Origin of the sequence: Parabacteroides sp. AF19-14, assembly GCF_003635485.1 — a bacterium.
In the GTDB taxonomy this organism is placed as follows: Bacteria; Bacteroidota; Bacteroidia; order Bacteroidales; family Tannerellaceae; genus Parabacteroides; species Parabacteroides distasonis.
The window spans coordinates 12,648-36,056 of the sequence record NZ_QTMJ01000031.1 but is presented as its reverse complement, the minus strand read 5'-3'; the positions used below and the strand labels follow the sequence as shown (position 1 = coordinate 36,056).

At 44.9% G+C, this 23,409-nt stretch carries 18 protein-coding genes; 6 read left to right on the top strand and 12 right to left on the bottom strand.

Annotated elements, in window-relative coordinates; genetic code table 11:
- Positions 1 to 3 precede the first annotated feature (3 nt).
- Together DWX33_RS20680 and DWX33_RS20675 are read right to left on the bottom strand one after the other, a co-directional pair.
- Positions 4 to 1,029 (bottom strand): alpha/beta fold hydrolase, encoded by a 1,026-nt coding sequence (locus DWX33_RS20680; RefSeq protein WP_005867989.1) that lies wholly within the window; start codon positions 1,027 to 1,029, stop codon positions 4 to 6.
- 17 nt (positions 1,030 to 1,046) lie between these two features.
- Entirely contained in the window at positions 1,047 to 2,210 is a 1,164-nt protein-coding gene (locus tag DWX33_RS20675; protein WP_005867987.1) for an aldo/keto reductase, read from the bottom strand.
- Between the two features lie 160 nt (positions 2,211 to 2,370).
- Here DWX33_RS20675 and DWX33_RS20670 point away from each other — a divergent pair, with 160 nt between their 5' ends.
- Positions 2,371 to 3,267 (top strand): AraC family transcriptional regulator, encoded by an 897-nt coding sequence (locus DWX33_RS20670; RefSeq protein WP_122380990.1) that lies wholly within the window; start codon positions 2,371 to 2,373, stop codon positions 3,265 to 3,267.
- Positions 3,268 to 3,298: 31 nt separating this feature from the next.
- Here the strand turns inward: DWX33_RS20670 and DWX33_RS20665 are convergent, their stop codons facing one another.
- Entirely contained in the window at positions 3,299 to 4,570 is a 1,272-nt protein-coding gene (locus DWX33_RS20665) for an MBL fold metallo-hydrolase (RefSeq protein WP_122380989.1), read from the bottom strand.
- A 195-nt stretch (positions 4,571 to 4,765) separates the two neighbouring features.
- On the opposite strand from DWX33_RS20665, the gene DWX33_RS20660 reads away from it, so the two are divergent.
- The 3 genes from DWX33_RS20660 (at position 4,766) to dinB (ending at position 7,359) form a co-directional block, all read left to right on the top strand.
- Entirely contained in the window at positions 4,766 to 5,437 is a 672-nt protein-coding gene (locus DWX33_RS20660; RefSeq protein WP_122380988.1) for a peptidylprolyl isomerase, read from the top strand.
- 7 nt (positions 5,438 to 5,444) lie between these two features.
- Positions 5,445 to 6,209 (top strand): peptidylprolyl isomerase, encoded by a 765-nt coding sequence (locus DWX33_RS20655; RefSeq protein WP_122380987.1) that lies wholly within the window; start codon positions 5,445 to 5,447, stop codon positions 6,207 to 6,209.
- A 64-nt stretch (positions 6,210 to 6,273) separates the two neighbouring features.
- Positions 6,274 to 7,359, top strand: coding sequence for a DNA polymerase IV (gene dinB / locus DWX33_RS20650; RefSeq protein WP_008771750.1), 1,086 nt, complete (start codon positions 6,274 to 6,276; stop codon positions 7,357 to 7,359).
- A gap of 8 nt (positions 7,360 to 7,367) precedes the next feature.
- On the opposite strand, the gene DWX33_RS20645 is transcribed toward dinB, so the two are convergent.
- Positions 7,368 to 9,926, bottom strand: coding sequence for a DUF5686 and carboxypeptidase-like regulatory domain-containing protein (locus DWX33_RS20645; protein WP_005867978.1), 2,559 nt, complete (start codon positions 9,924 to 9,926; stop codon positions 7,368 to 7,370).
- A 222-nt stretch (positions 9,927 to 10,148) separates the two neighbouring features.
- Positions 10,149 to 12,998: a bifunctional fucokinase/fucose-1-phosphate guanylyltransferase gene (locus DWX33_RS20640; RefSeq protein ID WP_233570216.1), complete on the bottom strand. Its 2,850-nt coding sequence runs from the start codon at positions 12,996 to 12,998 to the stop codon at positions 10,149 to 10,151.
- A 208-nt stretch (positions 12,999 to 13,206) separates the two neighbouring features.
- Here DWX33_RS20640 and DWX33_RS20635 point away from each other — a divergent pair, with 208 nt between their 5' ends.
- Both DWX33_RS20635 and ndk read left to right on the top strand, forming a co-directional pair.
- Entirely contained in the window at positions 13,207 to 13,836 is a 630-nt protein-coding gene (locus tag DWX33_RS20635; RefSeq protein ID WP_005867974.1) for a master DNA invertase Mpi family serine-type recombinase, read from the top strand.
- A 224-nt stretch (positions 13,837 to 14,060) separates the two neighbouring features.
- Positions 14,061 to 14,522 (top strand): nucleoside-diphosphate kinase, encoded by a 462-nt coding sequence (ndk, locus tag DWX33_RS20630; RefSeq protein ID WP_005867972.1) that lies wholly within the window; start codon positions 14,061 to 14,063, stop codon positions 14,520 to 14,522.
- A 195-nt stretch (positions 14,523 to 14,717) separates the two neighbouring features.
- On the opposite strand, the gene DWX33_RS20625 is transcribed toward ndk, so the two are convergent.
- The 7 genes from DWX33_RS20625 to DWX33_RS20595 all read right to left on the bottom strand — a co-directional run bounded on the left by DWX33_RS20625 (position 14,718) and on the right by DWX33_RS20595 (position 23,403).
- The gene (locus tag DWX33_RS20625) at positions 14,718 to 15,908 is read right to left on the bottom strand and encodes a glycosyltransferase family 4 protein (protein WP_122380985.1); all 1,191 of its coding nucleotides are present in this window, start codon (positions 15,906 to 15,908) and stop codon (positions 14,718 to 14,720) included.
- The gene (gene wecB, locus DWX33_RS20620) at positions 15,905 to 17,065 is read right to left on the bottom strand and encodes a non-hydrolyzing UDP-N-acetylglucosamine 2-epimerase (protein ID WP_122380984.1); all 1,161 of its coding nucleotides are present in this window, start codon (positions 17,063 to 17,065) and stop codon (positions 15,905 to 15,907) included. Before wecB ends, DWX33_RS20625 begins: the two co-directional genes overlap by 4 nt.
- A gap of 29 nt (positions 17,066 to 17,094) precedes the next feature.
- Complete coding sequence (gene wecC, locus DWX33_RS20615; RefSeq protein WP_122380983.1) at positions 17,095 to 18,300, bottom strand: UDP-N-acetyl-D-mannosamine dehydrogenase; 1,206 nt, start codon at positions 18,298 to 18,300, stop codon at positions 17,095 to 17,097.
- Between the two features lie 61 nt (positions 18,301 to 18,361).
- Positions 18,362 to 19,939 carry an alginate lyase family protein gene (locus DWX33_RS20610; RefSeq protein ID WP_122380982.1) on the bottom strand — a complete coding sequence of 526 codons (1,578 nt, stop codon included), beginning with the start codon at positions 19,937 to 19,939 and terminating at the stop codon, positions 18,362 to 18,364.
- Between the two features lie 91 nt (positions 19,940 to 20,030).
- Positions 20,031 to 21,209, bottom strand: a complete 1,179-nt coding sequence (locus tag DWX33_RS20605) for a polysaccharide pyruvyl transferase family protein (protein ID WP_122380981.1) — start codon at positions 21,207 to 21,209, stop codon at positions 20,031 to 20,033.
- Positions 21,206 to 22,309 carry a glycosyltransferase family 4 protein gene (locus DWX33_RS20600; protein ID WP_121962928.1) on the bottom strand — a complete coding sequence of 368 codons (1,104 nt, stop codon included), beginning with the start codon at positions 22,307 to 22,309 and terminating at the stop codon, positions 21,206 to 21,208. The genes DWX33_RS20605 and DWX33_RS20600 overlap by 4 nt, the downstream gene beginning before the upstream one ends.
- Positions 22,306 to 23,403 (bottom strand): glycosyltransferase, encoded by a 1,098-nt coding sequence (locus DWX33_RS20595; RefSeq protein ID WP_121962929.1) that lies wholly within the window; start codon positions 23,401 to 23,403, stop codon positions 22,306 to 22,308. Before DWX33_RS20595 ends, DWX33_RS20600 begins: the two co-directional genes overlap by 4 nt.
- Positions 23,404 to 23,409 lie beyond the last annotated feature (6 nt).

The window sequence follows — 23,409 nt, the reverse complement described above, 5'->3', positions numbered from 1 at the left end:
GACCTAGTCCAAAGCTTTTGTATGTAACCATTCAGAAAGCAAATCCGCGACCTCTATATTATTTAAATCCGACATAGGGAAATGGGTATTGCCATGTAATCCTACCTCCGGTAAATGAATAACGGTGACATCCCCACCCAGATCATTCAGCATTTTTGCCCATATCTTCATCAAGTACAAACGGCGTGTCCATTCATATAACTCCGGACGCTCATCAGTCTCGGGTAAATTATCTCCATAATAAATGACGATAGGGACCTTGGTATATTCCATGAATACGGACATAGGTACTTCAATGCCTTCCATTTTCTTGGAAAGCGTAATAAACTTAGCCTCCTCCGGCAATTGCCCTTCCGGAAAAGGAACCGCTCCACCCGGTTCGTATGACGCGATAGCCTTAATGTTTCTCGTCTTAAGCAATGTATTCCATCCAACGGGCCCGCCTTGCGAATGGGTAATAAATACGCCCGGGCCTATCTTGTCGAACAAAGCGGCGTAGGCATCCGAATAGACCTCAAAATCCGTCGTGCCAATAGTCGGCGTCATTTGACGAAAATATTGGTCCAAGGTTTCCTTATCCCGCTTAAACTGTACTCCTTCAAAATAATCCGGCCAGATACCTACACGAAAACGGTTAAACCAAACCTCCTCGTCAAACGCCGGGGAAATTGTCACGCTCTCCGTACCTCTACCGGCGTTCCCTCTACGAGGCTGATCGACAAGATAGACACTAAACCCGCAACGTAAGAAAATATTCTGGAAGCCCTCACGCCCGTCGGGTGTGGTTTCCCATGTCTTAGAAAACTGCCCTACACCATGGGCGAATACCAATGGGTATTTCCTCGCTCCGACCGGCTTTTGATAAAATACGTACGCATGGTCGCCATGATAAGTATGCCCTAATGAGTCAACCAAGACCGTACCTCCAATAGCGAAGCTGCCTTGCTCATCCACCATCAGGACACGCTCATCTCGCTGTTTACATCCAACAAGCAAAAGAATGATACTAAGTATAAAAACAGGTCTCATATTTCCGATAGCTAAATCTATTTCTGTACTTTTGATTCTTGTAACGCGTTATAACGGCTTCCCACTACAGGGATAGCGGAAACCGCATCCTCCAATTCCCTCATCTCACCGGCGGTGAAAATGATATCCGCAGCACGTAAATTCTCCTCCAGATGAGACAGCTTCGTAGTTCCCGGTATAGCTACGATCCAAGGTTTCTTATTCATTAACCATGCCAAGGCAACTTGCGCGGGCGTGATCCCCCGTGTCCTCCCAAAAGCATTCAGCACTTCCACGATCCGCATATTGGCACGGATAGCTTCCGGTTGGAAACGAGGTAAATCTTGACGATTGTCGTTTTCCGGATCAAACCGAGTATACTCGTTAATCAAGCCTCCCAAAAAGCCTCGATTTATCGGACTATAAGGAACAAAGCCAATACCCAGTTCCTCACACAACGGCAATATGCTATCCTCCACGGCACGATGCATCAAATGGTATTCACTCTGTATAGCCGTAACAGGGCAGATCCTATGGGCACGGCGGATGGTATCGGCATTCACCTCACAAAGCCCAAAATGTAATACCTTGCCTTCTCTGATCAATTCGTTCACAGTCTCAGCGACGACCTCAATCGGAGTGTTCGGGTCCGCACGATGCTGGTAAAACATACCGAGAGTTTCTACTCCAAGGTTGCGAAGCGAATTCTCACATACCTTACGTATATTGTTGGGAGAACTATCTTCCTCTGTCTTGATTTGTACGCCATCCACAAACTTATGCCCAAATTTAGTAGTTACAAATACCCGGTCCGAATAACCTTTCAACGCTTCGCCAACTAATCGTTCATTCGTTTGATAACCATAGCTCTCTGCCGTGTCGAACAAAGTAACGCCACGATCGATGGCCTCATGTACCAAAGCGATTACTTGCTTCTTGCCGGGATGCTGGCTGCGATGATAATTCAATCCCATACAACCGAAGCCAATAGCCGATACGACCATGGAAGCCGTACCGCTTCCCAAGGTTCGTTTTGCGCTAATTCCAGCCGCGACCTTACTACCTAAAGCCAAGGGCTCTTGCTTATCCCGGCTCTCATTAGCTACCATTTCATTGGATATAGAAGAAACACACATCGCGGCTCCCGACAGCATCGCCGACCTTAAAAATCCCCGACGATTTATTCCATTGTACTTTCTCATAACTTATGATCTTTTAATAAATAATCTATTTGTCGCAAAAATACCATGTTCCGACATCCGGACATGTACCAAAAATACGGATAGATATACCAATTTCATCGCTCGGAAGACAAAAACATAGGAAAAGAAGTACATTTGCGAAAACTAAAGAGATTAAGCCATGAATGAGATAATGAATATCAACACAGTACAACAATACAACGATTATTTCGGCATAGAAACCAGACATCCATTAGTCAGCGTTATCGACGGACGTGAAGCAAAACCCCTGCGCTTTTGCAGAAAGCTATATAACCTTTATGCTATATTGCTGAAAGACACGGACTGCGGGCAACTGAAATATGGACGAAGTATATACGACTATCAAAAGGGAGCGATGCTCTTTCTTGCCCCGGGCCAAGTATTGGGTTCGGAAGACGATGGATTATTACACCAACCGGAAGGATGGGTATTGGTATTCCACCCCGAGCTTTTACGAGGAACGCCATTGGCCCATATCATGAGGGACTACTCCTACTTCTCTTACTATGCGAATGAGGCCCTTCACCTTTCGGGACAAGAGCGCAAAACGGTGATCGAATGCATGGAAAGGATAAAGGAAGAACTGCAATACCCTATTGATAAGCACAGCAAATCATTGATAACTGATAATATAAAGCTATTCTTGAATTATTGCACACGTTTCTATGACCGCCAGTTCATCACACGTGAGAATACGAACCAAGACACATTTGCCCGATTCGAGGCATTATTAAACGAATACTTCAATTCAGGAAAACCAGCCCTATATGGGATACCGTCCGTACCCTATTGCGCGGAGAAACTCTGTTTGTCCCCTAACTATTTGAGCGATTTGCTGAAAAAGGAAACTGGCTTATCGGCATTGAAACACATCCAGCAAAAAACACTGGAGATTGCCAAGGAACGAGTGTACAATACTAAAAAGACAATCAGCGAGATCTCCTGCGAGTTAGGATTTCCTTATCCGCAGCACTTCAGTCGATGGTTTAAAAAAATGGCAGGCTGTACGCCTAATGAATATAGAGCGGCCAATTAATAGGTTTCCACCAGCCTGTCATCCGAACCTGTCAATTATACTCCTTATCCGTCACAGCCCGAAGTTGTACGGCATGATTCTCGATCGCATGTTCCGTAACGGTCATACATACGATAGAGCTACCCGGTGTCGCCCCATTCCAATGGCGTACATTAGGAGGTGTCACGATCACATCACCCTTCCGGATCACACGTTTCTCTCCTCCTTCCTCTTGATAATATCCTTCTCCATCAAGTACTAACAAGGTTTGCTCGGCATCCGGATGGTAATGCCAGAAATTACGGCTGTTAGGTTTGAATATAAAATGCGCGATCATCGTATTACCAGACTCCTTCAACAAGGAGACATAGACATCCCCCGTATTATACTCCGACGAAGCCTTCGCATCGGCAGGGAAAATCAAGGTTTCGGCACATTGTTCACCCTCGCTAGAGCTGAGAGCTACAAGGTCAAAAGCTTCTCCCGGGGCTAAGACATGAACACGTTCCGGATTACGGATACGCCCTTCTAGCATTTTAGGGTCAGCATTAAATGGTTTCATATTGGGAGCATCCACCGTTCCCCAATGAGACAGGAGAAGCTGCGCTTTAGGATAAGCATTTGCGATCTTTATGGCTCCCTCCAATCCTATATGCCATGAATCATCCGAGAAATCAAAGAAAATCACGTCCGGGGCAGGTAATTCCAAGAACTCAGGAAGAAAGCGGGAATCTCCCGGTGCCCAAATTAAGCCATCCGGTGTTTTCATGAGGAAACCACAATAATCTTCAACCTTAAATTCATGCGTATATCCCGGATACTCATTTTGCCACGTATGGTAAGCCGGGGTTAACTTGATAGAAATCGGACCGACATTAAAAGTCTCCCCGATACGATGTCCGAAAGAGTTCAAACCCTGTGTTTCCATCAAAGAATCCACGTAGAATGTAGAATGATATTCCCGGCATACAGAAGACATTTCCGTACAAGTAGGAACACTGTAATGATCATTGTCGCAATGAGTAATCAATACCGCATCCAAATGGGGAACATCTTTAGGGGCGATCGGCATATTTATTAACAAAGGCATATCAAATCCCCTCAACATAGGATCGACCATCAAACACGTACCACGGCTATTAATCAGAAAGCCAGCGTTCCCCAACCAGCGTATAACCGTATGCCCGGTTGGCTCAAAAGCCTCTTTGCCGAAAGGTTGTGATGCAGGAGGGATGGCTTGACCCTTTTCATTATAAGAAAACTGAGCCTTTATGTTTAAGACAATCCCCCCTAAAATTAAAATAGCTAAGATACTTGCTCTCATAGTATATTGAATTTAGAGTTTTATTTCTATGACAAAATTACCTAGATTCAACATAAAACGATGTGCATATATTACAGATGTTTGTAACGCTATTACGGTTTCCTACCAAAGAAATCATGTTTAGACCTATTCCTTTGATCATAGATATCGATATTTATTCTTATTTTTGTCCATCTAAAACTAATAGAAATAAATATGAGACGGATTCTTACGATGTTGTTTGTTTCGGTATTTATGCTTTCGCTATGCCCGCTGCATGCGCAAGAGACTGAGACATTGGTGCTGATTGATACGGATATGGGTAAGATCAAGGTGAAACTGTTCAACGACACGCCGTTGCACAGGGATAATTTTATCAAGAACGTAAAAGAACACCGTTACGATGGATTATTGTTCCACCGGGTTATCAAGCAATTCATGATACAAGGAGGCGATATCAACTCGAAAGACGCTCCCTTGGACGTACATCTGGGCGACGGAGATTTAGATTACACCATCCCCGCCGAGTTCGTGTATCCGAAATATTTTCATAAGCGGGGAATGCTCTGTGCCGCACGTACCCCGGATGAGGAAAATCCAGAGAAGGCCTCATCTGCGACTCAATTCTATATCGTGACCGGAAAGTTCTTTACGGAGATGGAGCTAGATAAGATGACCAAGGAGAAAGGCATCAAGTTTACTCCGGAGCAAAAAGAAGCCTATATGCTGGAAGGCGGAACGCCTCATCTGGACGGCAACTATACGGTATTCGGAGAGGTTATACAGGGTATGAAAGTCGTGGATAAGATACAGTTCGTCGAGACGAACGCCGATGACAGACCCACGAAGAACATAAAGATCAAGTCAATGAAACTCATAGAAAAATAAGTATAAAATGGAAAATCAAGCAACTGAGACAAGGGTGCTTATGCACACCAACAAAGGAGATATAAAGCTGAAATTATATAACGACACGCCATTACATCGTGATAACTTTATCAAGTTGGTACAAGAAGGGCAATATAACGGCTTGCTGTTCCACCGTGTGATCAAGGATTTCATGATACAAGGAGGTGACATAACCTCCAAGGATGCCCCGATGAACAAGCAACTGGGAGCGGGCGATCTGGGCTATACCGTTCCCGCCGAATTCCGTTACCCGAAATATTTCCACAAGAAAGGAGCCCTTTGCGCCGCACGTACCGGAGACGAGGTGAACCCGGAAAAGGCCTCTTCCGCCTCCCAATTCTATATCGTAACGGGGAAAAAGTATTCGGAACAAGAGTTGAACCAGATGGAAAAGCAATTGGAAGGCCGTCTGAAACAAGAGATATTCGCCCGCCTGCAAAACGAGAACAAGCCTAAGATCATGGAATTCTATCGCAGTGGTAACAAGGAAGAACTGGCGATCCTTCGTGATACCTTGATTGGCAAGACCGAGCTGGAGGCCGAGAAGCGGAAAGACGAGGTAAAGTTAAACCCGGAACTCCGTGAGGCTTACAAGAACGAAGGTGGCGTACCGTTCCTCGACAATCAATACACGGTTTACGGCGAAGTGGTAGAAGGCATGGATGTCGTAGACGCCATACAGTCCTCCAAGACCAACAAGCAAGATCGTCCGACCGAGAATATCGTCATTAACTCCGTAGAGATCTTATAATGCGATTATCGGCTTCATAAACAGACGAAGGGTTATCGTAAATACCAGTAATAAAAGAGCTATCTTGAGAAAGATCATACATATCGATATGGATGCCTTTTATGCCTCGGTGGAACAACGAGACAATCCGGAGTTGCGAGGAAAACCCCTAGCGGTCGGGCATGCGGAGCAGCGAGGCGTAGTAGCTGCCGCTAGCTACGAAGCCCGGAAATATGGGGTACGTTCCGCCATGGCGTCTCAAAAAGCCAAACGTTTATGCCCGGACCTGATATTCGTACATGGAAGGATGGACGTATATAAATCCGTCTCACGCCAGATCCACGAGATCTTCCATGATTATACGGATATCATAGAACCGCTTTCCTTGGATGAAGCCTTTTTGGATGTCACTGATAATAAACGAGGCATCTCTCTCGCTGTAGATATCGCCAAGGAGATCAAGAAACGGATCTGGGATAATTTGAACCTGATAGCGTCAGCGGGAGTCTCCTACAACAAATTTCTAGCGAAAATAGCCTCGGATTATCGGAAGCCCAATGGATTATGCACCATCCATCCAAGCCAAGCCCTCGATTTTATAGCACGTCTTCCCATTGAGTCCTTTTGGGGAGTAGGCCCCGTAACAGCCCGAAAAATGCATACACTCGGTATCCACAACGGGCTGCAATTACGGGAATGTTCGGGGGAGATGCTTACCCGCCAGTTCGGAAAGGCGGGAATGCTTTATTATGAGTTTGCCAGAGGTATAGACAACCGTCCCGTAGAAGCGGTACGAATCCGGAAGTCGGTAGGTTGCGAGCATACGCTAGAAAAAGATATCTCCCGCAAATCCTCTGTTATCATCGAGCTTTATCACGTAGCGACCGAACTTATCGGCAGGCTGGAACGTTCCGGATTCAAGGGAAACACACTGACCTTAAAGGTCAAGTTCCATGATTTCAACCAAATCACGAGAAGCCTCAGCCGTCCGGAAGAGTTAACAACCTTAGATAAGATCCTTCCCTTGGCCAAGGAATTGCTGAAAGAAGTGGAATATACCGAGCATCCCATCCGACTGATCGGTCTATCCGTATCCAATCCCGTAAAAGAGGAGGCTCATACGAAAGACCGTTGGGAACAATTAAGTTTTGAGTTCAGCGACTGGAAATAACACTTGCCCTAGAAGGATAGCTTCATCATAAAACGTATACCCTTTGTCTGGATGCCCGGATGATCCTTATAGGTCAGACGCCATACATAATCCAAACGCAAGAACTTAAAGATATTCTCGATACCGACACCCGCCTCCATATAAGGAGTAGACGGGTCCATCAGGTAAGAGCCCTGCGGGAATAAGAACAAGCCCTCATTCTGCTCACCGATATACGGATTATTCTTATCCGTCAAGTGGCCGAACATACCCCGGAAGGAAAAGACCTCCCTCCATTTTAACTTCTTGATAAGCGGAATACGGTTCAATAAGGCTCCGTTCATAAAATAAGTAATATCCCACGAAGCGTACTCATCGTTGATGAACTCCATCGCATTCATATTCGTATAAGATTCCGGTTGCACCAAATACGACAAGTTTGCGTTTGGCAAGATCAACAAAGGATAAGGGGCCTTTGTCCAAACTTTACCTGCTTTAGCGAGAATATCCACATAACCGAAAGCAGAGAACCAGAAACGTTTCTGAATACCGAGCTCCGTCTTCTGATAATCATACGAACTACCTAATACATCTTGGAAAGCCATCGTATGGTTCAAGGTGAATACCGGTGCGTCAAGCGTAATCGGATAACGGTAATTACGAGTCTGGTAGAATTTCTCATTCGGGGCGAAACGGAACTTAAACTCCACTTCCGACATCCGGTAGGAATCGGTAGCCGTGATCTGGCCATCCGGACCGATACGGTCGAACGCAGCGTAACCGGTTGAGTATTCCTTAAAATTCCGAAGTACCGCCCCATAAGCCCAGCCGTTATAATGCTCACGGTAATACGTCAGTTCCATATTCCTTAAATAGGTGGCACGCGTATCTTTCTGCCGCTTCAAGGCCAAGAACATATTATCCTTGTTGGTATACATATACTGCTGACCTAACTGGTTGATATCATATAGGTACTCGAAGCGAATAGAATGCACGGGAAATTCTTTCCGATAATCCTTCTTATCGATAAAAGAATATTCTACGATACCATCATATTTCAACTTGCGGTCTTTCGATCCATAAGCCAAATAACCATCCAAGAAAAGACGTTTACTGAACGCCGTTGTCGTGGTTCCACCGACACGGAAGCGGGCCCCCTCAATCGCGTTACCACTGATATAGGTGTTCATCGGACCAAACTCGAACTTGCTCTTCTCCGGAATCTTATTCGTCGCGATATAACCGGAGGTAAGGATCGAAACAACCTTCTCCGTCACATAGAAAATAGGAACGGAACGAAGTTTCGCCATTAGCAACTCCACGTTATTCTGCTTGCGAGTTCCCGCCTCAGTAGGACGATTCTCCTCCCAGAAATCCGCCGAACGGCGATAAGCTTCCATCGGTATAATAATAGGTGCGCTCTCCTCGAATACTTTAGGATCATCGGGTCCCTCAAACGCTTGATTCGAATAGATATTCAAACGGCGGGCATACATTCCTTTCGATTTCTCCGTCAATTTGAAGTCCACGTTGATATCATCTTTCGTAATGATACGAGTCCCATCCGGGGCACGGTCGAAAGTCTGCTCGATCGTCATTCCACCGACAAAATTCAAGTTGATCTTCTTCGGGACATTCAACTTAACCTTCTGCACGAAATAAGTAGAATCCAACGTGATAAAAAGATGTCCCGTAAAACCGAACGTCTCCGGAGTAAACGGAGCGAAACCCAAATCCACGCACTTCTGTCCGGCGACCTCCACCGTGTCTAGCAAATAATATTTATAGAAGTTAGGCCCCATCGTAGACATAGGACTAACGAAACGGTTCAAGAACAAAGGAATATCATTCTGGAAGATATTCACTTCCCGGAATACCTCATTCAAGAACTGTTGCATACCGTCTCGTGAGAAGACCTCATCCACACCAGCCGCTTTCGTAGCCAGAACGACCCTCTTTTCCGTCTTCGGGTCTTTACGGTAATAAACGGTCTGGATTTTCTCACGTTCGGATACCGGCAAGATCGTCTTTCCCACCTCCAACGTATCGATAAACTCAGTCAAGAAGTCAAACTTTCCCGCCTTTCCATCCTTTTTCGGTTTCGGTTGGTAATCGTTCATAGCGAAGACCATCTTCTCGTATTGATCATACCGAAAATAATCATGATTACGAGGATCGTTGCTCTCCCGACGTGCGATAGCGTTTTTGATAAAGGTAACCGCAGGATTATCCTTCTTCCGATATCTTTCCTTTCCCGGCTTGATAATCACCTCCGACAAATTAATACTTGTCGGAGCTAACTGAATCTTCAAATGTTCCGCTTTACCCGGAACGAATTTCAATTCTTTCTCCGTATAACCCAGATAAGAGACCTGTAAAGTACGTACCTTAGATGAAGAGGAGAGCGTAAAAGCCCCATCCAGATCTGTCGTAGCACCTATCGTAGTTCCCTTCAAAATCACAGCCACATAAGGCAAAGGTTCTCCCGTAATGGAATCAGTCACGATTCCTTTTATCATGTAGTTCTGGCTCTTCGCTACCCAAGCGAACGCCAATAAAAGCCATATAAAAACAATTCTCTTCCCCATCAGATCTGACACCTCATTAAACTCCGCAAAAGTACAACAGGATCATTTATATAAATGTTCCAAAACACATGCAATATATTCCAATTAGCAACAAAACAGGCAAAAATACACACGTATATACGCAACGCCCCTCAGCAGTATAGGCATAGGCCTGTATCTATACCAGCGTAAGCCAACACCTATACTGGCGTGTGCCCTCGCCTATACCGGCGTGGCACGAACCTACGAACGACTAATCTGAAGCCCCTTATTCGACAAGCTCATCTCCACGAACCGGGCGTTCGAATTGGGTGGAGAAAGAGTCAATATCTTTCGGATTTGCAGGGCCGCACCCGGGTCTTTCGCTACGATATATAAGTAACCACCACCGCCTGCTCCCGGAAGTTTATATCCCAAGGCATAAGCCTGTATCTTGGAGATAATAGCTTCCACCGCCGCCGGATTCGTTCCGGAATCGAGTGCCTTATTTTGCTCCCAAGTCTTTCCGACCAATTTACCATAAGTCACGAAGTCTCCGCATTGGATCGCCTCGTACATATCAAGCGCATGAGCTTTCATCTCGGACAAAAGACCTAAATGCGCCTCGCTATTCAAGAACATACCTCGTACGATTTCCGATAAAATATCTTTCGCCGTACGAGTAATTCCCGTATAATAAAGAAGATGACAAGGCCGGTATTCCGGATCAGTAAACAAGTATTCCGGCAGCCAACGTACCAAAGGATTCTGATTAAAACCCTCGTTCGTTTGCAAGAGTTTCAAACCGTGCAATACGCCACCGTATTGATCTTGCCATCCCCCGCCGGTAGTCAGTAATTGTTCTAAAATCAAAGTGCGGTTTCCGATCTCATTCTTATCCCAAGCCAAGCCACAAAAATCAGAGATAGCGCCCAACACAGTAGTTGCGAGGATCGAGCTAGTGCCTAAACCGGAACCCGCCGGTATCGCCGCCAACAAGGTAATCTCCAGCCCGCTACCAAAAGCTTCCAACTGGACATCCAAAGAAGCATAAGCCTCCGCCGAGAATTCCGGGATAAATCCCGCCAAGGCCAAAGCCGCTTTCGGGATGGAAAACGGCGATCCTACCTTATTATAATCACGAAGCTCGTCCCATGAGGAGATAACCTCCATCGCTCCCAGATCGATCGAGCGAAGGATAATCTTATGGGTATCGGAAGGCTTGATATAGACTTGTAGCGGTGGTTGCCCGTTTAACTCGATCGCCACGTTCACCACGTTTCCACCCGCATATAAGCAATAGGGCGGCGTATCTGTCCACCCACCTGCCAAATCGATACGTACCGGACTACGTCCCCATACGATCTGGTCCCGATAGACATTCAAACACGGCTGCTGCTTACTTCCGAGGACGGAACCGACCAGCCCCTCCCGCAACAAAGCGAAAGCCTTTTGCTCCTCCTCCTTATACGTTTCCCCCAAGATCTTCATCACCTGAGAGCGGAACATATGATTATGTATCCTTTTCATCAACGGATTATCCTCGGGAAGGGCTTTCGGTAAGACAATCTTGTCTTTGGCGAAGCTTTCCGCCGCATCCGAAAGATCCAATTGATAGAATACACTTTTCTCATGATTAGCGGCCAATAATGACCAGTCTTTTTTACGGAAAACTTCTCGCTGAGCTACCAAACGGCGTAAATTCGCCTGATCGGACAAATCATTCGCCGATAATTTTCGGGCGGAAAGCCAAATAAACTTTCCCTCTTCCCTATCCGGCTCCGTAATCATCCAGCGCAGCACTTTTCCCAGCTCATCCACGGTTTGGCAAACAGGAAACAAAGGTGCGTTTTGTATATCCTCATTCCCTCTCAAGGTGATCCCTCGCTCCATCGCCCAAGTCAAGATAGGTTTCCCCATAAACAAGGTAGACACATCAGACAAGGCCCCTTTAAACAAGTCATTAAAACCATAGGGCCTTGCCGCCCAATTAGCTTCCCCTACCGGGACAACATCTACACAGACACCTTCCGGAAGAGATAAGTTCCAATTATTCTCCGGAACACCCGTTATAATTTGCTGGCCACGTAACGTCCAATTCTCACCGATATAACTATTCTCTATCCATAATTCCGAATTCTCAGCGGTCAATTTCTGGTGTAACACCGCATTCTGCACAAACATGGCGGGATGTGGTTTCACCTTACGCTGCATGATCGCACGTTGATCCCTAACTAAGTTCTGTACCGCCAATGTAGAGGAAATCAACTCACGGCTAGTTCCATAATGATAGAACTCTCCACCCGGAAGCGGCAGAATCGCTACTGAAAGCTGATTCAACTCCGAGTCCGTGATACGTGGATTCTTCCCCAAGGCCAACCCGAACTCAGCATATAAATCATACGCCTTCATCGCCTTGCCATCCTCGGTATAGGAATGTTTCATTAATAACCGCACCGCCTTGTCGCTTAGCAGCCAGATACCGATATCCATCAAGAATAAATGACTACCCGCCAATTCCCCCAAAGTTTCCAACGAAGGCTTCTGTAGCATGAAGTCCAGAGTGTCCGGAGACTTACGGCTCGATACAAAAACCCCGTGATTCTTGGCCAACGAAGGCTCGACCCATAAACCGTAACAAACCACATCTACCTCAGGAATCTCCTGCAAAGGCTGGTTAGCACGGATATATACGTCACCGCTAGCGATCAAGGTATGAAGCGATTCCGGCGCCTTTTTCATGATCCGTTCATAAAGAGGTAATTGCAAGGACAATAAGTTCTGGGATAACCTCTGCCCTCTTGCCCAGCGAAACACAGGGATCGGAGTCAATATTTTCCCGGATGGCGCATATCCGGGCAAACGGCGGCTTTGCCCTCCGGCATGCAACAAGATACGCTTCTCCTGTCCCAACCACTCTTCCGTCGATACATCCGGAGCCTCTTTTCGCCGGGAGGCCTCCAACAACCAAGTCGTTCCTCCCCCGGACCCTAAGCGGGCACCTACCGGATCCGAGGTGCAAAACCATTCCTCTGTACTTACATGCTCTACCGCATGGAAACAATCTACCAAATTTGGAGGTAAAGACAATAACTTTTTCATACCCATGATCATTCTAAGACTCCATCTTATTTTTCGAAAGCAAAAGTAACTTAAATTTTCTATACGGATATCCATTAACCCTTTTTATTACAATTTGTATGGAGTTCAAGCCCACTCAACTTCTTTAACACACCCATAAAAAAGTTTGTTTTTACTAAAACGTACTATCAATCAATCCGTTTCCAGTATCTTGGTTGTTGTTTAATTAAATATAGGACATATGGTATACGGTTATGTAAGAGTCAGTACAGACAAACAAACTACTGAAAACCAGCGATTCGAGATTGAGAAATTCACAAAATCGAGGAACATGAGAATCGACAGGTGGGTAGATGAGACGATCAGCGGGACAAAAGTAATCGCCGATCGCCAACTTGGTAAATTATTAAAGCAAATACGTAAAGGCGACATCCTGATCACGACGGAACTGTCACGTCTCGGACGTAATCTTATGCAAGTTATGAGCTTCCTTCATCAATGTATGGAAAGAGACATCATTGTATTTACGGTAAAGGAAGGTTACGAACTCGGAAATAACATTAACAGTAAAATCTTGGCATTCGCATTTAGCCTAAGCGCCGAAATTGAACGCAACCTGATTTCGCAACGAACGAAAGAAGCGTTGGCTCGGAAAAAAGTGCAAGGTGCCAAACTGGGCCGTCCGAAAGGAGAGCGACCGGAAACCTGTAAGCTAAAAGGTAAGGAAGAGATGATCTTGCAGTATATTAAAGAACATAAGACTAAAGTATATATCAGCAAGAAACTGGGAGTAAACCGGCAAACCTTGAGGGAATTTCTCAAGACTCATCCGGAAATTCCACGGAAATGGAAAAGAATACAGAAGGATTAACAACTCGAGCAACAATTAACGTATGTTAAATTAGTTTAGTTTAGCAGACTTATCGCTCGTTTATTTGTTTATTCCCATTAACTTGCGGAGGAATAAGATAGAAATATACTTGAAATATCCTAAAAAACATTTCATCCTTTATTCCTCTATCATTCATAAAACGCCGCAAGGTTAACATGTATTCAAGACATCAAACATTTGTTTAATCTTTTAATATAAATCTTATGGAAAAAACATTGGTTATTTTAAAGCCTTGTACCGTTCAGCGAGGGCTGATCGGTGAAATCGTAACCCGTTTCGAAAAGAAGGGACTCCGTCTGGCCGGCATGAAGATGGTTTGGCTGACTGACGAGATCTTGAGTGAGCACTACGCCCACCTAAAAGAAAAGCCTTTCTTCCAACGGATCAAGGACGCGATGAGTGTATGCCCGGTAATTGTATGTTGCTGGGAAGGGGTAGATGCCATACATGTAGTAAGAACCTTGGCCGGCGCTACCAATGGTAGAAACGCCGCTCCCGGTACGATACGGGGAGATTATAGTATGAGCGTACAAGAGAATATCGTACACGCATCAGACTCACCGGAGACAGCCGAGATCGAATTGAAACGCTTCTTCAAGGATGACGAGATATTCGATTATGAGCTGAAAAACCTATTGAGTCTTTACGCCAATGACGAGTTTTAAATAAAAAAGAATAGCCGGAAACGAGAGAAATCATTCTCACCTTTCCGGCTCTCATATTTAGAAACCAACATCCTATTCTCCCGAACTGAATGAACAACCTAATTACTAATCTAAAAATCTAATACCATGAAAAACACACTACTATATCTATAACAGGGCATCCCCGCAAAATGTTTAAGGGATTTCATCCTGAAATTAGAAAGCCGATAAAAAACGTTTGTACGCCTCCAGTTGCCTTTCAAAACAGAAAGTCGTCTGGGATAATCTTAAGCAGTTCGCTTTTAGCTGTCGATACTCCTCATCCGGCAAGTGGCTCATGGCCCGTATATTTTTAGAAAGTCGCTCATAATCTCCGGGGGCCGAGACAAGGCCCAACTGATTCTCCTTTACAATCTCCTCACCCTCGCCGCCTCCGCAAAACAAGATAGGAACGCCTAACGGTAGCAAATCAAATAATTTAGAAGGTACGGCCCCTCTTATACGAACCGCCAAGGGGATAATGGAGGCATGATAACGTGTAAGCTCCTCACGCATCCGTTCTTTGGGTAGGGAGCCATGATAAAAGATACCTCTATCATGTGTCCTCACATAATCCTCTATCTCCAAGGCTTGGTTGCCTCCTCCAAATAAATGAAGCTCCGCTCCCATCCCTTTAAAATCGATACGCTCTATCAACTCCAATATATTCTGCGCCACACCCAGCAAACCGGCATAGACGATCCTGAAAGGCTTCCGAGAAGAAGGGGGTTGATCTGGTAAAACAAAACGATGCTGCAAATTCCGATACAAGAACGAGGCCTTGCCCGGCTCATACCGCTTTATATAATCCACGATCTCCTTACTCTGCCCTTGACAGGCCGTGGCCTTACGATAAAGGAACCGCTCGATACGCCCCATCACCCTATGATAAACGCCCCCCTCTTTCATGGCCCCCAGCTCCACGGCCGACAATGGCCAAAGGTCTGAGACGTTCAGTACCACCTTTTTCCGGTAGCAGCAACGAAAAAGCAACATGGCCGAGGCCGCCGCCAAAACAGGAGGGGTCTGGATGATCACCTTATCATAAGATTTTATACGCTTACGCTTGAGAGCGAAACACCAAAGGGTCGTGGCGAAAGAGCACATACTGGCAAGACGGACCAACGGTCTCCTCGAGATCGAGGCATACGTCCAGTACCTGAAGACCGTTATCCCGTTTACATCCTCTGTCTTGGAAAAAGCCCCCCTATATCCATCAAAGATACGTCCCTTGGGATAATTGGGTAGGCAAGTCAACACATCCACCTTGATCCCTAAGCCGGACAGTCCCTCCGCCATGTTCGTAATGCGTGAGGGTGCCGCACCGATCTCTGGAAGATAAGAGGGAGAAACGATCAAGACCCTCATTCCTTCCGGTTCAAAAATTCCACGATCCTTCCGCAAGCCAATCCATCGCCATAGGGATTGACCGCCTTGCTCATCGCATCGTAATAAGCCGTATCATCAAGCAACGCCGAGACCTCGCTCACGATCTTGTCATAGTCCGTACCGACCAGTTTCACCGTACCTGCCGCAAGAGCCTCCGGACGCTCGGTCGTATCACGCATCACCAACACGGGCTTGCCCAAGCCGGGAGCCTCCTCTTGGATACCGCCGCTATCGGTCAGCACTATCGTTGATTTCTCCATCAGATAGACAAACGACAGATATTCCAATGGCTCAATGAAGAACATATTACCCAGATCAGATAAATCCCCGCCGAATACCTCGTGAATCGGCTTGCGCACATTGGGATTCAAGTGCATAGGATAGACAAAATCCACCTCCGGATACTTCCGGGTCAAGTCCTTGATAGCGGTACACATATGGATGAATCCATCACCGAAGTTCTCCCGGCGATGACCCGTGATCAACACCAGTCTCTTACCCTCAACCAGACGGTTCACATCATACCCGGAGCGTAAAAGCACGCCTTCCAGCTCCTTGTCCAACTCAGCGTCCGTCTTTATCTTACGCACCACTTGCCGTAAGGCGTCTATCACCGTATTGCCGGTAACCAAGATTGAGTCCGGACTCACGTCCTCCCGCATCAAGTTCTGTTTGCTCAACCGCGTGGGTGCGAAATTATACGTGGCGATACGCCCCGTGACCTGCCGGTTCATCTCCTCCGGCCATGGGCTATAGATATTGTGGGTACGAAGGCCGGCCTCTATATGACCTACAGGTATCTGTTGGTAGAAAGCGGCCAAGGCGGCCGCCGTGCTCGTGGTGGTATCCCCATGCACCAGCACGACATCGGGTGTCGCCTCACGCAACACGTCACGCATACCGGTAAGGACACGGGCGGTCACGTCATATAAGTCCTGACCCTGCCTCATGATATTCAAATCATAATCCGGCGTGATCTCGAACAATTTTAACACTTGATCCAACATCTCCCGATGCTGTCCGGTAACGCACACGATGGTCTCGAACGACTCCGGATGTTTCTGGAACTCCTTCACCAGCGGAGCCATCTTGATCGCCTCGGGACGGGTCCCGAAGACTAACATTATTTTCCTCATTACAGCGTATTCTTCTATTTAGCGAACGATTATTTCTTGAATGTCCCGCAAAAGTCCAGCACCTCCACGTCATCCCGATAATTCAACCCCGCAAACTCCCTATGATTCACCAAGAAAACCACGATGTCGGCTTTCTCATAGGCCTCCTTATAAGGGGTCAACTTAAACAACTTATGCTCCGAAACGTTCGGCTCCACCACCATGATGTCAGCGTTGCTGCACGATTGCAGCACCTTCGTCGTTATTCCCTTGGCCGGAGACTCGCGCAAGTCATCGATATCAGGCTTGAAAGCCAAACCCATCATGGCCACCGCCGGTTTTCGTCCGTGTTTCAGCTCAAACCGTAGCATGGCGTTCCTCACTTTCTCAGCGCACCAAAATGCCTTGTAATTATTCGTCTCACGAGCCGTAGAGATCATACGGCTCTCCATCGGAAACTCCGCCGTGATGAAATAAGGGTCCACCGCTATGCAATGACCGCCAACTCCGCAACCCGGCCGTAAGATATTCACACGGGGATGCCTGTTCGCCAAATCGATCAGCTCCCACACATTGATTCCCGCTTTATCGCAGATAAACGACAGCTCATTGGCGAAAGCGATCTGTACGTCCCGGCTTGAGTTCTCGGTCAATTTACACATCTCGGCCGTCTTGCTATTCGTTGGGTGAAGCGTACCCTTCACGAACTGGCCGTAGAACTCCATCGCCTTACGGGTAGAGGCCTCGTCCATACCGCCGATGACCCGATCGTTATGCACCAACTCATAGATCACGTTACCCGGAAGCACCCGCTCCGGACAATAAGCGATATAGATCTTGCCCTCCAGCTCCGGCCGTTCCGAGAAAATCAAACTAGCCATCCGCTCGGTCGTCCCCACCGGCGAGGTAGACTCGATCACGTACAAATCCCCCTCCTTCAACAAAGGAAGCACCATACGGGTAGCCGACTCAACGAACGATACGTCCGGCTCATGATCCCCCTTGAAAGGAGTGGGTACCACCATGAAATAAGCGTCGCTCACCCGAGGCTCGGTGTACGCCTTGAAATGTCCGGAGGCCAGTACCTCCCGCAACATCTCCTCCATACCCGGCTCGATGATATGCAATTTCCCTTGGTTGGTAACCTCCACCACCTGGGCGTTGATATCCACGCCGGCGATCTCCACCCCGTGCTTTGCGGCAATAATAGCCGTGGGCAGGCCAATATAGCCCAAACCCATGAAACATGCTTTCATAAGAATTATGTATTATTTTTTAAGTAAGATATTAGGCAGATCAAGAATGGTCCAACAACGATCAACCGATTGTATAAGAAAGTCTCTTCACAAAATGAATACGAATTGTCTTAGATAGGTGAAAACGGTTATACGTAAATGACACTTGGTCATCTACAATCTCGACAGAGGATGCGTCGGCCACTCTTATCGCCGCGATACTCGTCACTATCTCATTTCGTGAACAAGATATGATCTCCACATCCGGAGCCAGATGGATCAAGTTTACGGCTTTCACGGCTGTTGAGACAGAGTCCTCTATCCTAAAACGATCCTTATCAATCGTAAATTTTCGCAGATGCCTACCCAATGAGCCAAAGCCATCATGCCAAGCCTCTACCTCATTCGGAGAATCTTTAAGAAGCGTCACCCTTGCCCGCCTCCCCACACGAAAGCCTCCCCATACCTCGCTAGAGTTCTTATCCCCTAGCACCACCGTATTATGGGCCGCCGTGCCACGCTCGTATTGCCTACGGGTTGTCTTTTCATACGTAGAAATTCCGGTATCTATAACGAAAGGCTTACCCCCTATCCGCAACTCATAATTGAACGTATCCGCATGCGAATGGCCGGGTTGGTAAGAGGCCCTTATGTCTCCAACATCCACGATAGCCTCCCAATGGCCCGCCATCAATTTTCGGTAGCCACACGCTCCCATCGGAAGCTTTTCCCAGTCCATATCCAATCGCTTAGCGTATGCAAACAATTGAGTCGGAGAAGGCGCGATTCCCTCAGCGGAATCATTCAGGAGAGGTATCGTATTATCATCATAAACGACAGAGGCTAAATGTCCCAACATGCTACTAGCCCTCTCCCGTAAGCGTTCATTCAGACCTTCCTGCCCTATAAACCGCAAATTATTCATAGAGACATTATAGCAATCCAGCAATCGATCCAACAATATACAATGATACATCGGTGATTGCTCGTAATGAGCACCATCCGGAAGGAGTTGTTCTTCCAGCTCTTTAAATAACAGGTCTTTCGCCTTTTGATAGATCGACTCATCCTTAAAATAAAGCCCGGCCCATAACAAGGAGAAAGCGTCTTCCAATAAGTGATTCCCTAAAAGATGATATTCCAGATTATCCAGTAAGATTTGATATTGGGCATACAAGGAGGAATCCCATCCTCGCTTATTCCCAGCCGGAATATAAGGATGATATTTCGACAGGAACTTGATCCAATTGATACCTCGTAAAGCGATCGGATAAGGTTCCAGACCATCCCTGTTTTCCTCGATCTCATCGACAAACTTATCGATCCAACAAACGGCCTGTTCGAAAGATATGGTTTCCTGATGAAGGTAGTCCATATAATTTAGATTATATGACCATAGTTTGCCAAAACTCTCATCGTTCCATCCTTGGAAGGCGGATTCCTTACCTAAGAACGAGAAACGTCCCGTAACACTATCCAAGCCCGTATATTTCGGGATGAAAGGGTTTAAAGACAATGGACACCCTGTTCTTGGTAAAGAGAGCGCATACCGAAAATTCATATATTTCCGGATATATGCCCGTAGCCTATACCAGACTTGATAACGAACTTGGCGGGATCTCAAGTTCCGAAGGGTTAATATATATAATGAAATATACATGTAGCAGATGTAGTGTATTTAGAGATTCACCCAACCTCTCTCTTTCAAACTCGTGATACAAGCGAAAGCAACTTTCGTCGTATTCAAAGGACTAAATAATAGGGATAAATTTAGCAACCATATTCTTATATTCCCTATTCACTTTCTCCATGATAGCAATTGAATGCCTATCAATATTTGCAATCAGATCACGAATTGCTTTAACATCTGAAACAGCCTCACTTGGCTCATCCATTATAGTATAAGGCATACCGAAGTAGTTCATCATACCCGAATTTTTAAGCCCCCATTGCTTATAAAAAAGGCCAAAACAAGGAGTTCCTACAGACAATGACAAAATGATGGAATGTAGACGCATTCCTATCAATAAACTAACAGATCGATATATGTATAGCAATTCCATCGGATCATTACTCTTAATGAGTCGCAACTCATGTTTAGCCGCAAACTGTTGTGACTTCAAATAATCCTTATCAGTCTGCACAACAACCACAAACTCATATTCACATTTTAAAGCTGTCACATAGTTCCCCATTCGTTCAAAAATATCCTCAATATATTTTTCCGGCAGATAGCCTATGTCACCAACAGTATGGAAACGTAATGTAATAGCTATCATTTTCTTTCGCTTCACGCTAAGAAGAGTATCTTTGTTTATGAAAAAAGCCAAATCTATCGTCTGCTCAAAATTCCCAGAAGGCATCAGTTCACCCATATAGTCATACGACTCCTTTTCTCTGAAAAACACCTTGCAAGCACCTTCAAGCAGGGGAAATAAAATTTTCTGCCCCATCTCGTTTATTGTTGAAGCCGACTGAGGAAATATCATGTAAGGAACATGGGCTGACTTTGCGACTTTTAATGGATACATCAATGCACATAACCGAGCGTAATCTATAAAAGAATGGCAACGAAATAGATTTCCCCCATTAAAAATAACACAATCGGAATCAAGTAATTGCTGGCAGAATTGTTTATTACTTTTTAAGCCAAAGACAACAGCCGCACCACTCATGTAATGCACAAGAGATGAAAAAAGGTTAGAAGAACGATCAAGAAAAAAAGGTGACTCAAATATCTCTAGATCGTTACCATAACGTTCCCTCAAATAACGCTCAGATTCTATGTAATCATTCTGTTGGTATTTATAACGTGAAAATAACTTAACTTGACACCCCAAGGATTTAAGCACGTCGATAGCACCAAGTGTAATGGCCAAGTCTCCAGCGTTACGTGCCGAATAGCCATAAATCAAACAGATCGTTTTCATATAGACTGATATACATGGTTATAAATCGATGTAACATATTCAGGAGAATATAAACGTTTGTAAGTATCAAGAGCAGCATTCTCCATTCTTTTGCGTAGCTCTTCATCCGTACAGAATATCCGTATCTTATTGATAAACATATTTAGATCTTTCAATGACAACGTGTAACCATTCGTTTCATGATCAATCAAATTAACCATTTGTGGTATATCAGAGGAAAATGTCACTTTTTCCAGAGCATACGATTCTATCAACAGATTAGGCAACGCCTCACCATGAGTAGTAGTTGTAATTGTAAAATCAGTCGCTCCCGTATAAAGAGAAGGAGTGTTTACATAACCAACAAATTTCACTTTATTACCTATATTAAGTTCTTCTATAAGTGCCTGTAATTTTTCATAATATTCTCTTTCTGAACCTCCAACAAGAACACATCCAAGATTAAGTCCGCATTCATTAACCATAGCTGTGATGCGAATCGTATCCTCTATATTCTTCGACGGAATGATACGTCCCACATATGAAGTAAGAAATTCAGCATTAAGTTCATTAGCAAGCTCTATTCGCTTCTGTCGTTTTTCTTCCTCTGATACATTCTGTACAAAGATAACATTCGGTACGATGACAAATTTATTAGGACAGAATCCCACATTTTTAAAGTAATGCTCCTTCTGGTATTCTGTCAAGAAAGTTGTATAGTCTAAGTTTCGAGCGATATAACTCACTACATATTTTATGAGTGAGACGTAACGCATATTCATTGTTACACGATGTACTGTACAAACGATAGCATAGTCACTATGAGTAATCTTTTTGTGCAGCAAACAAACTAATGCGGTGTAAAGGCCTAGACAGTGTACTATATCAGGTTTATATCCTTTCACAAAACAATGATATTGTCTCCAGTAAAAAAACGACATAGGTTTCAATGTATTCACCGTATAGAAATCGACAGCTTTATCTTCCACCGTATTTTCGTACACCCCAAATATTACAGTCATAGCTTTATAAAGGTTCTTCATGCTCTTCGATAAATTCATGGCAGCACGAACACCTCCACCTATCACTTTTCGTGGCTCTACTACATAAGCGATTTTCATTTTCTATTCTTATTAAATAATTCATAATATTTTTTTGCACACTCAGTCATAGTATAAGACCTATAACTACGCAATACATTTGCTCTCATCCTTTCCATCTCTACAGCAGGTAAGTCCAAGAATCGTTTAACAGCCAAATAGCAGGCATCTTCACTTATATCAGAAGCCAAAAAACCATTAATACCATCTTCTATTGTATTAACGATACCTCCTACCGGTGTACAAATGGGTATCGTTCCCACACCAATCGCCTCAATCAAAGAGATAGGCATACCTTCATAAGAAGACAACAGACAATAGGCATCAGCCGCTTTTAAATATTCTAAAGGATTATTTCTCTCCCCTAGTATATAAACCTTAGGACAATTCACCATTTTTATCTCATTAACCAATGAAGCATTACTGTCATTCCCTATCATCAGCATCGACAATTTATAACCTTCACTATTCAATCTAGAAACTATACGAGCGATCATAAGCTGACGTTTCACTTTATTTATTCTAGCTAAACAGACTAATATCTTTTCATCCGAATCATCTTTATAACGCATAAGTTCTTTTCTCACATGCTCCGAAACCAAGATATTTCTAGAAACGTTACGCCCATTTGGAATCACAGGGGGAATAAACCCATAATATTCCACAAAACTATTTCTCGATTCAATCGATATAGTTACAGGAATAACAAAACCTGATTTGAAACAAAACTTCCTAATGCTACTACCCAAAAAAGAACCAGCCTCTTTTTGCGCATCATTATGTACTGTATGAAAATAAAATATAGAACGATTGAACAATACAGAAAAAATACAATAAACGATTGCACGTAAATGCATATGCACTACGTCCGGTCGCTCTTTTCTAATAAGATTATAAATCCTAAACATAAGTGTCCAATCTATTCCCGGTCGCTTATTCATCGAATAAAGTTTCACATTAGAAGAAATCTCACCCTTATAAAAGCCTGTTCTTTCTAATGGATGAAACACAATCAAAGTTACATCATTTTCTTTGGACAGCTCATTACACAAATCTACAGTGAATCGCTCTCCTCCTCCAGAACTTAATTGCGGAACTATTTCATAAATAATCATCTCAGC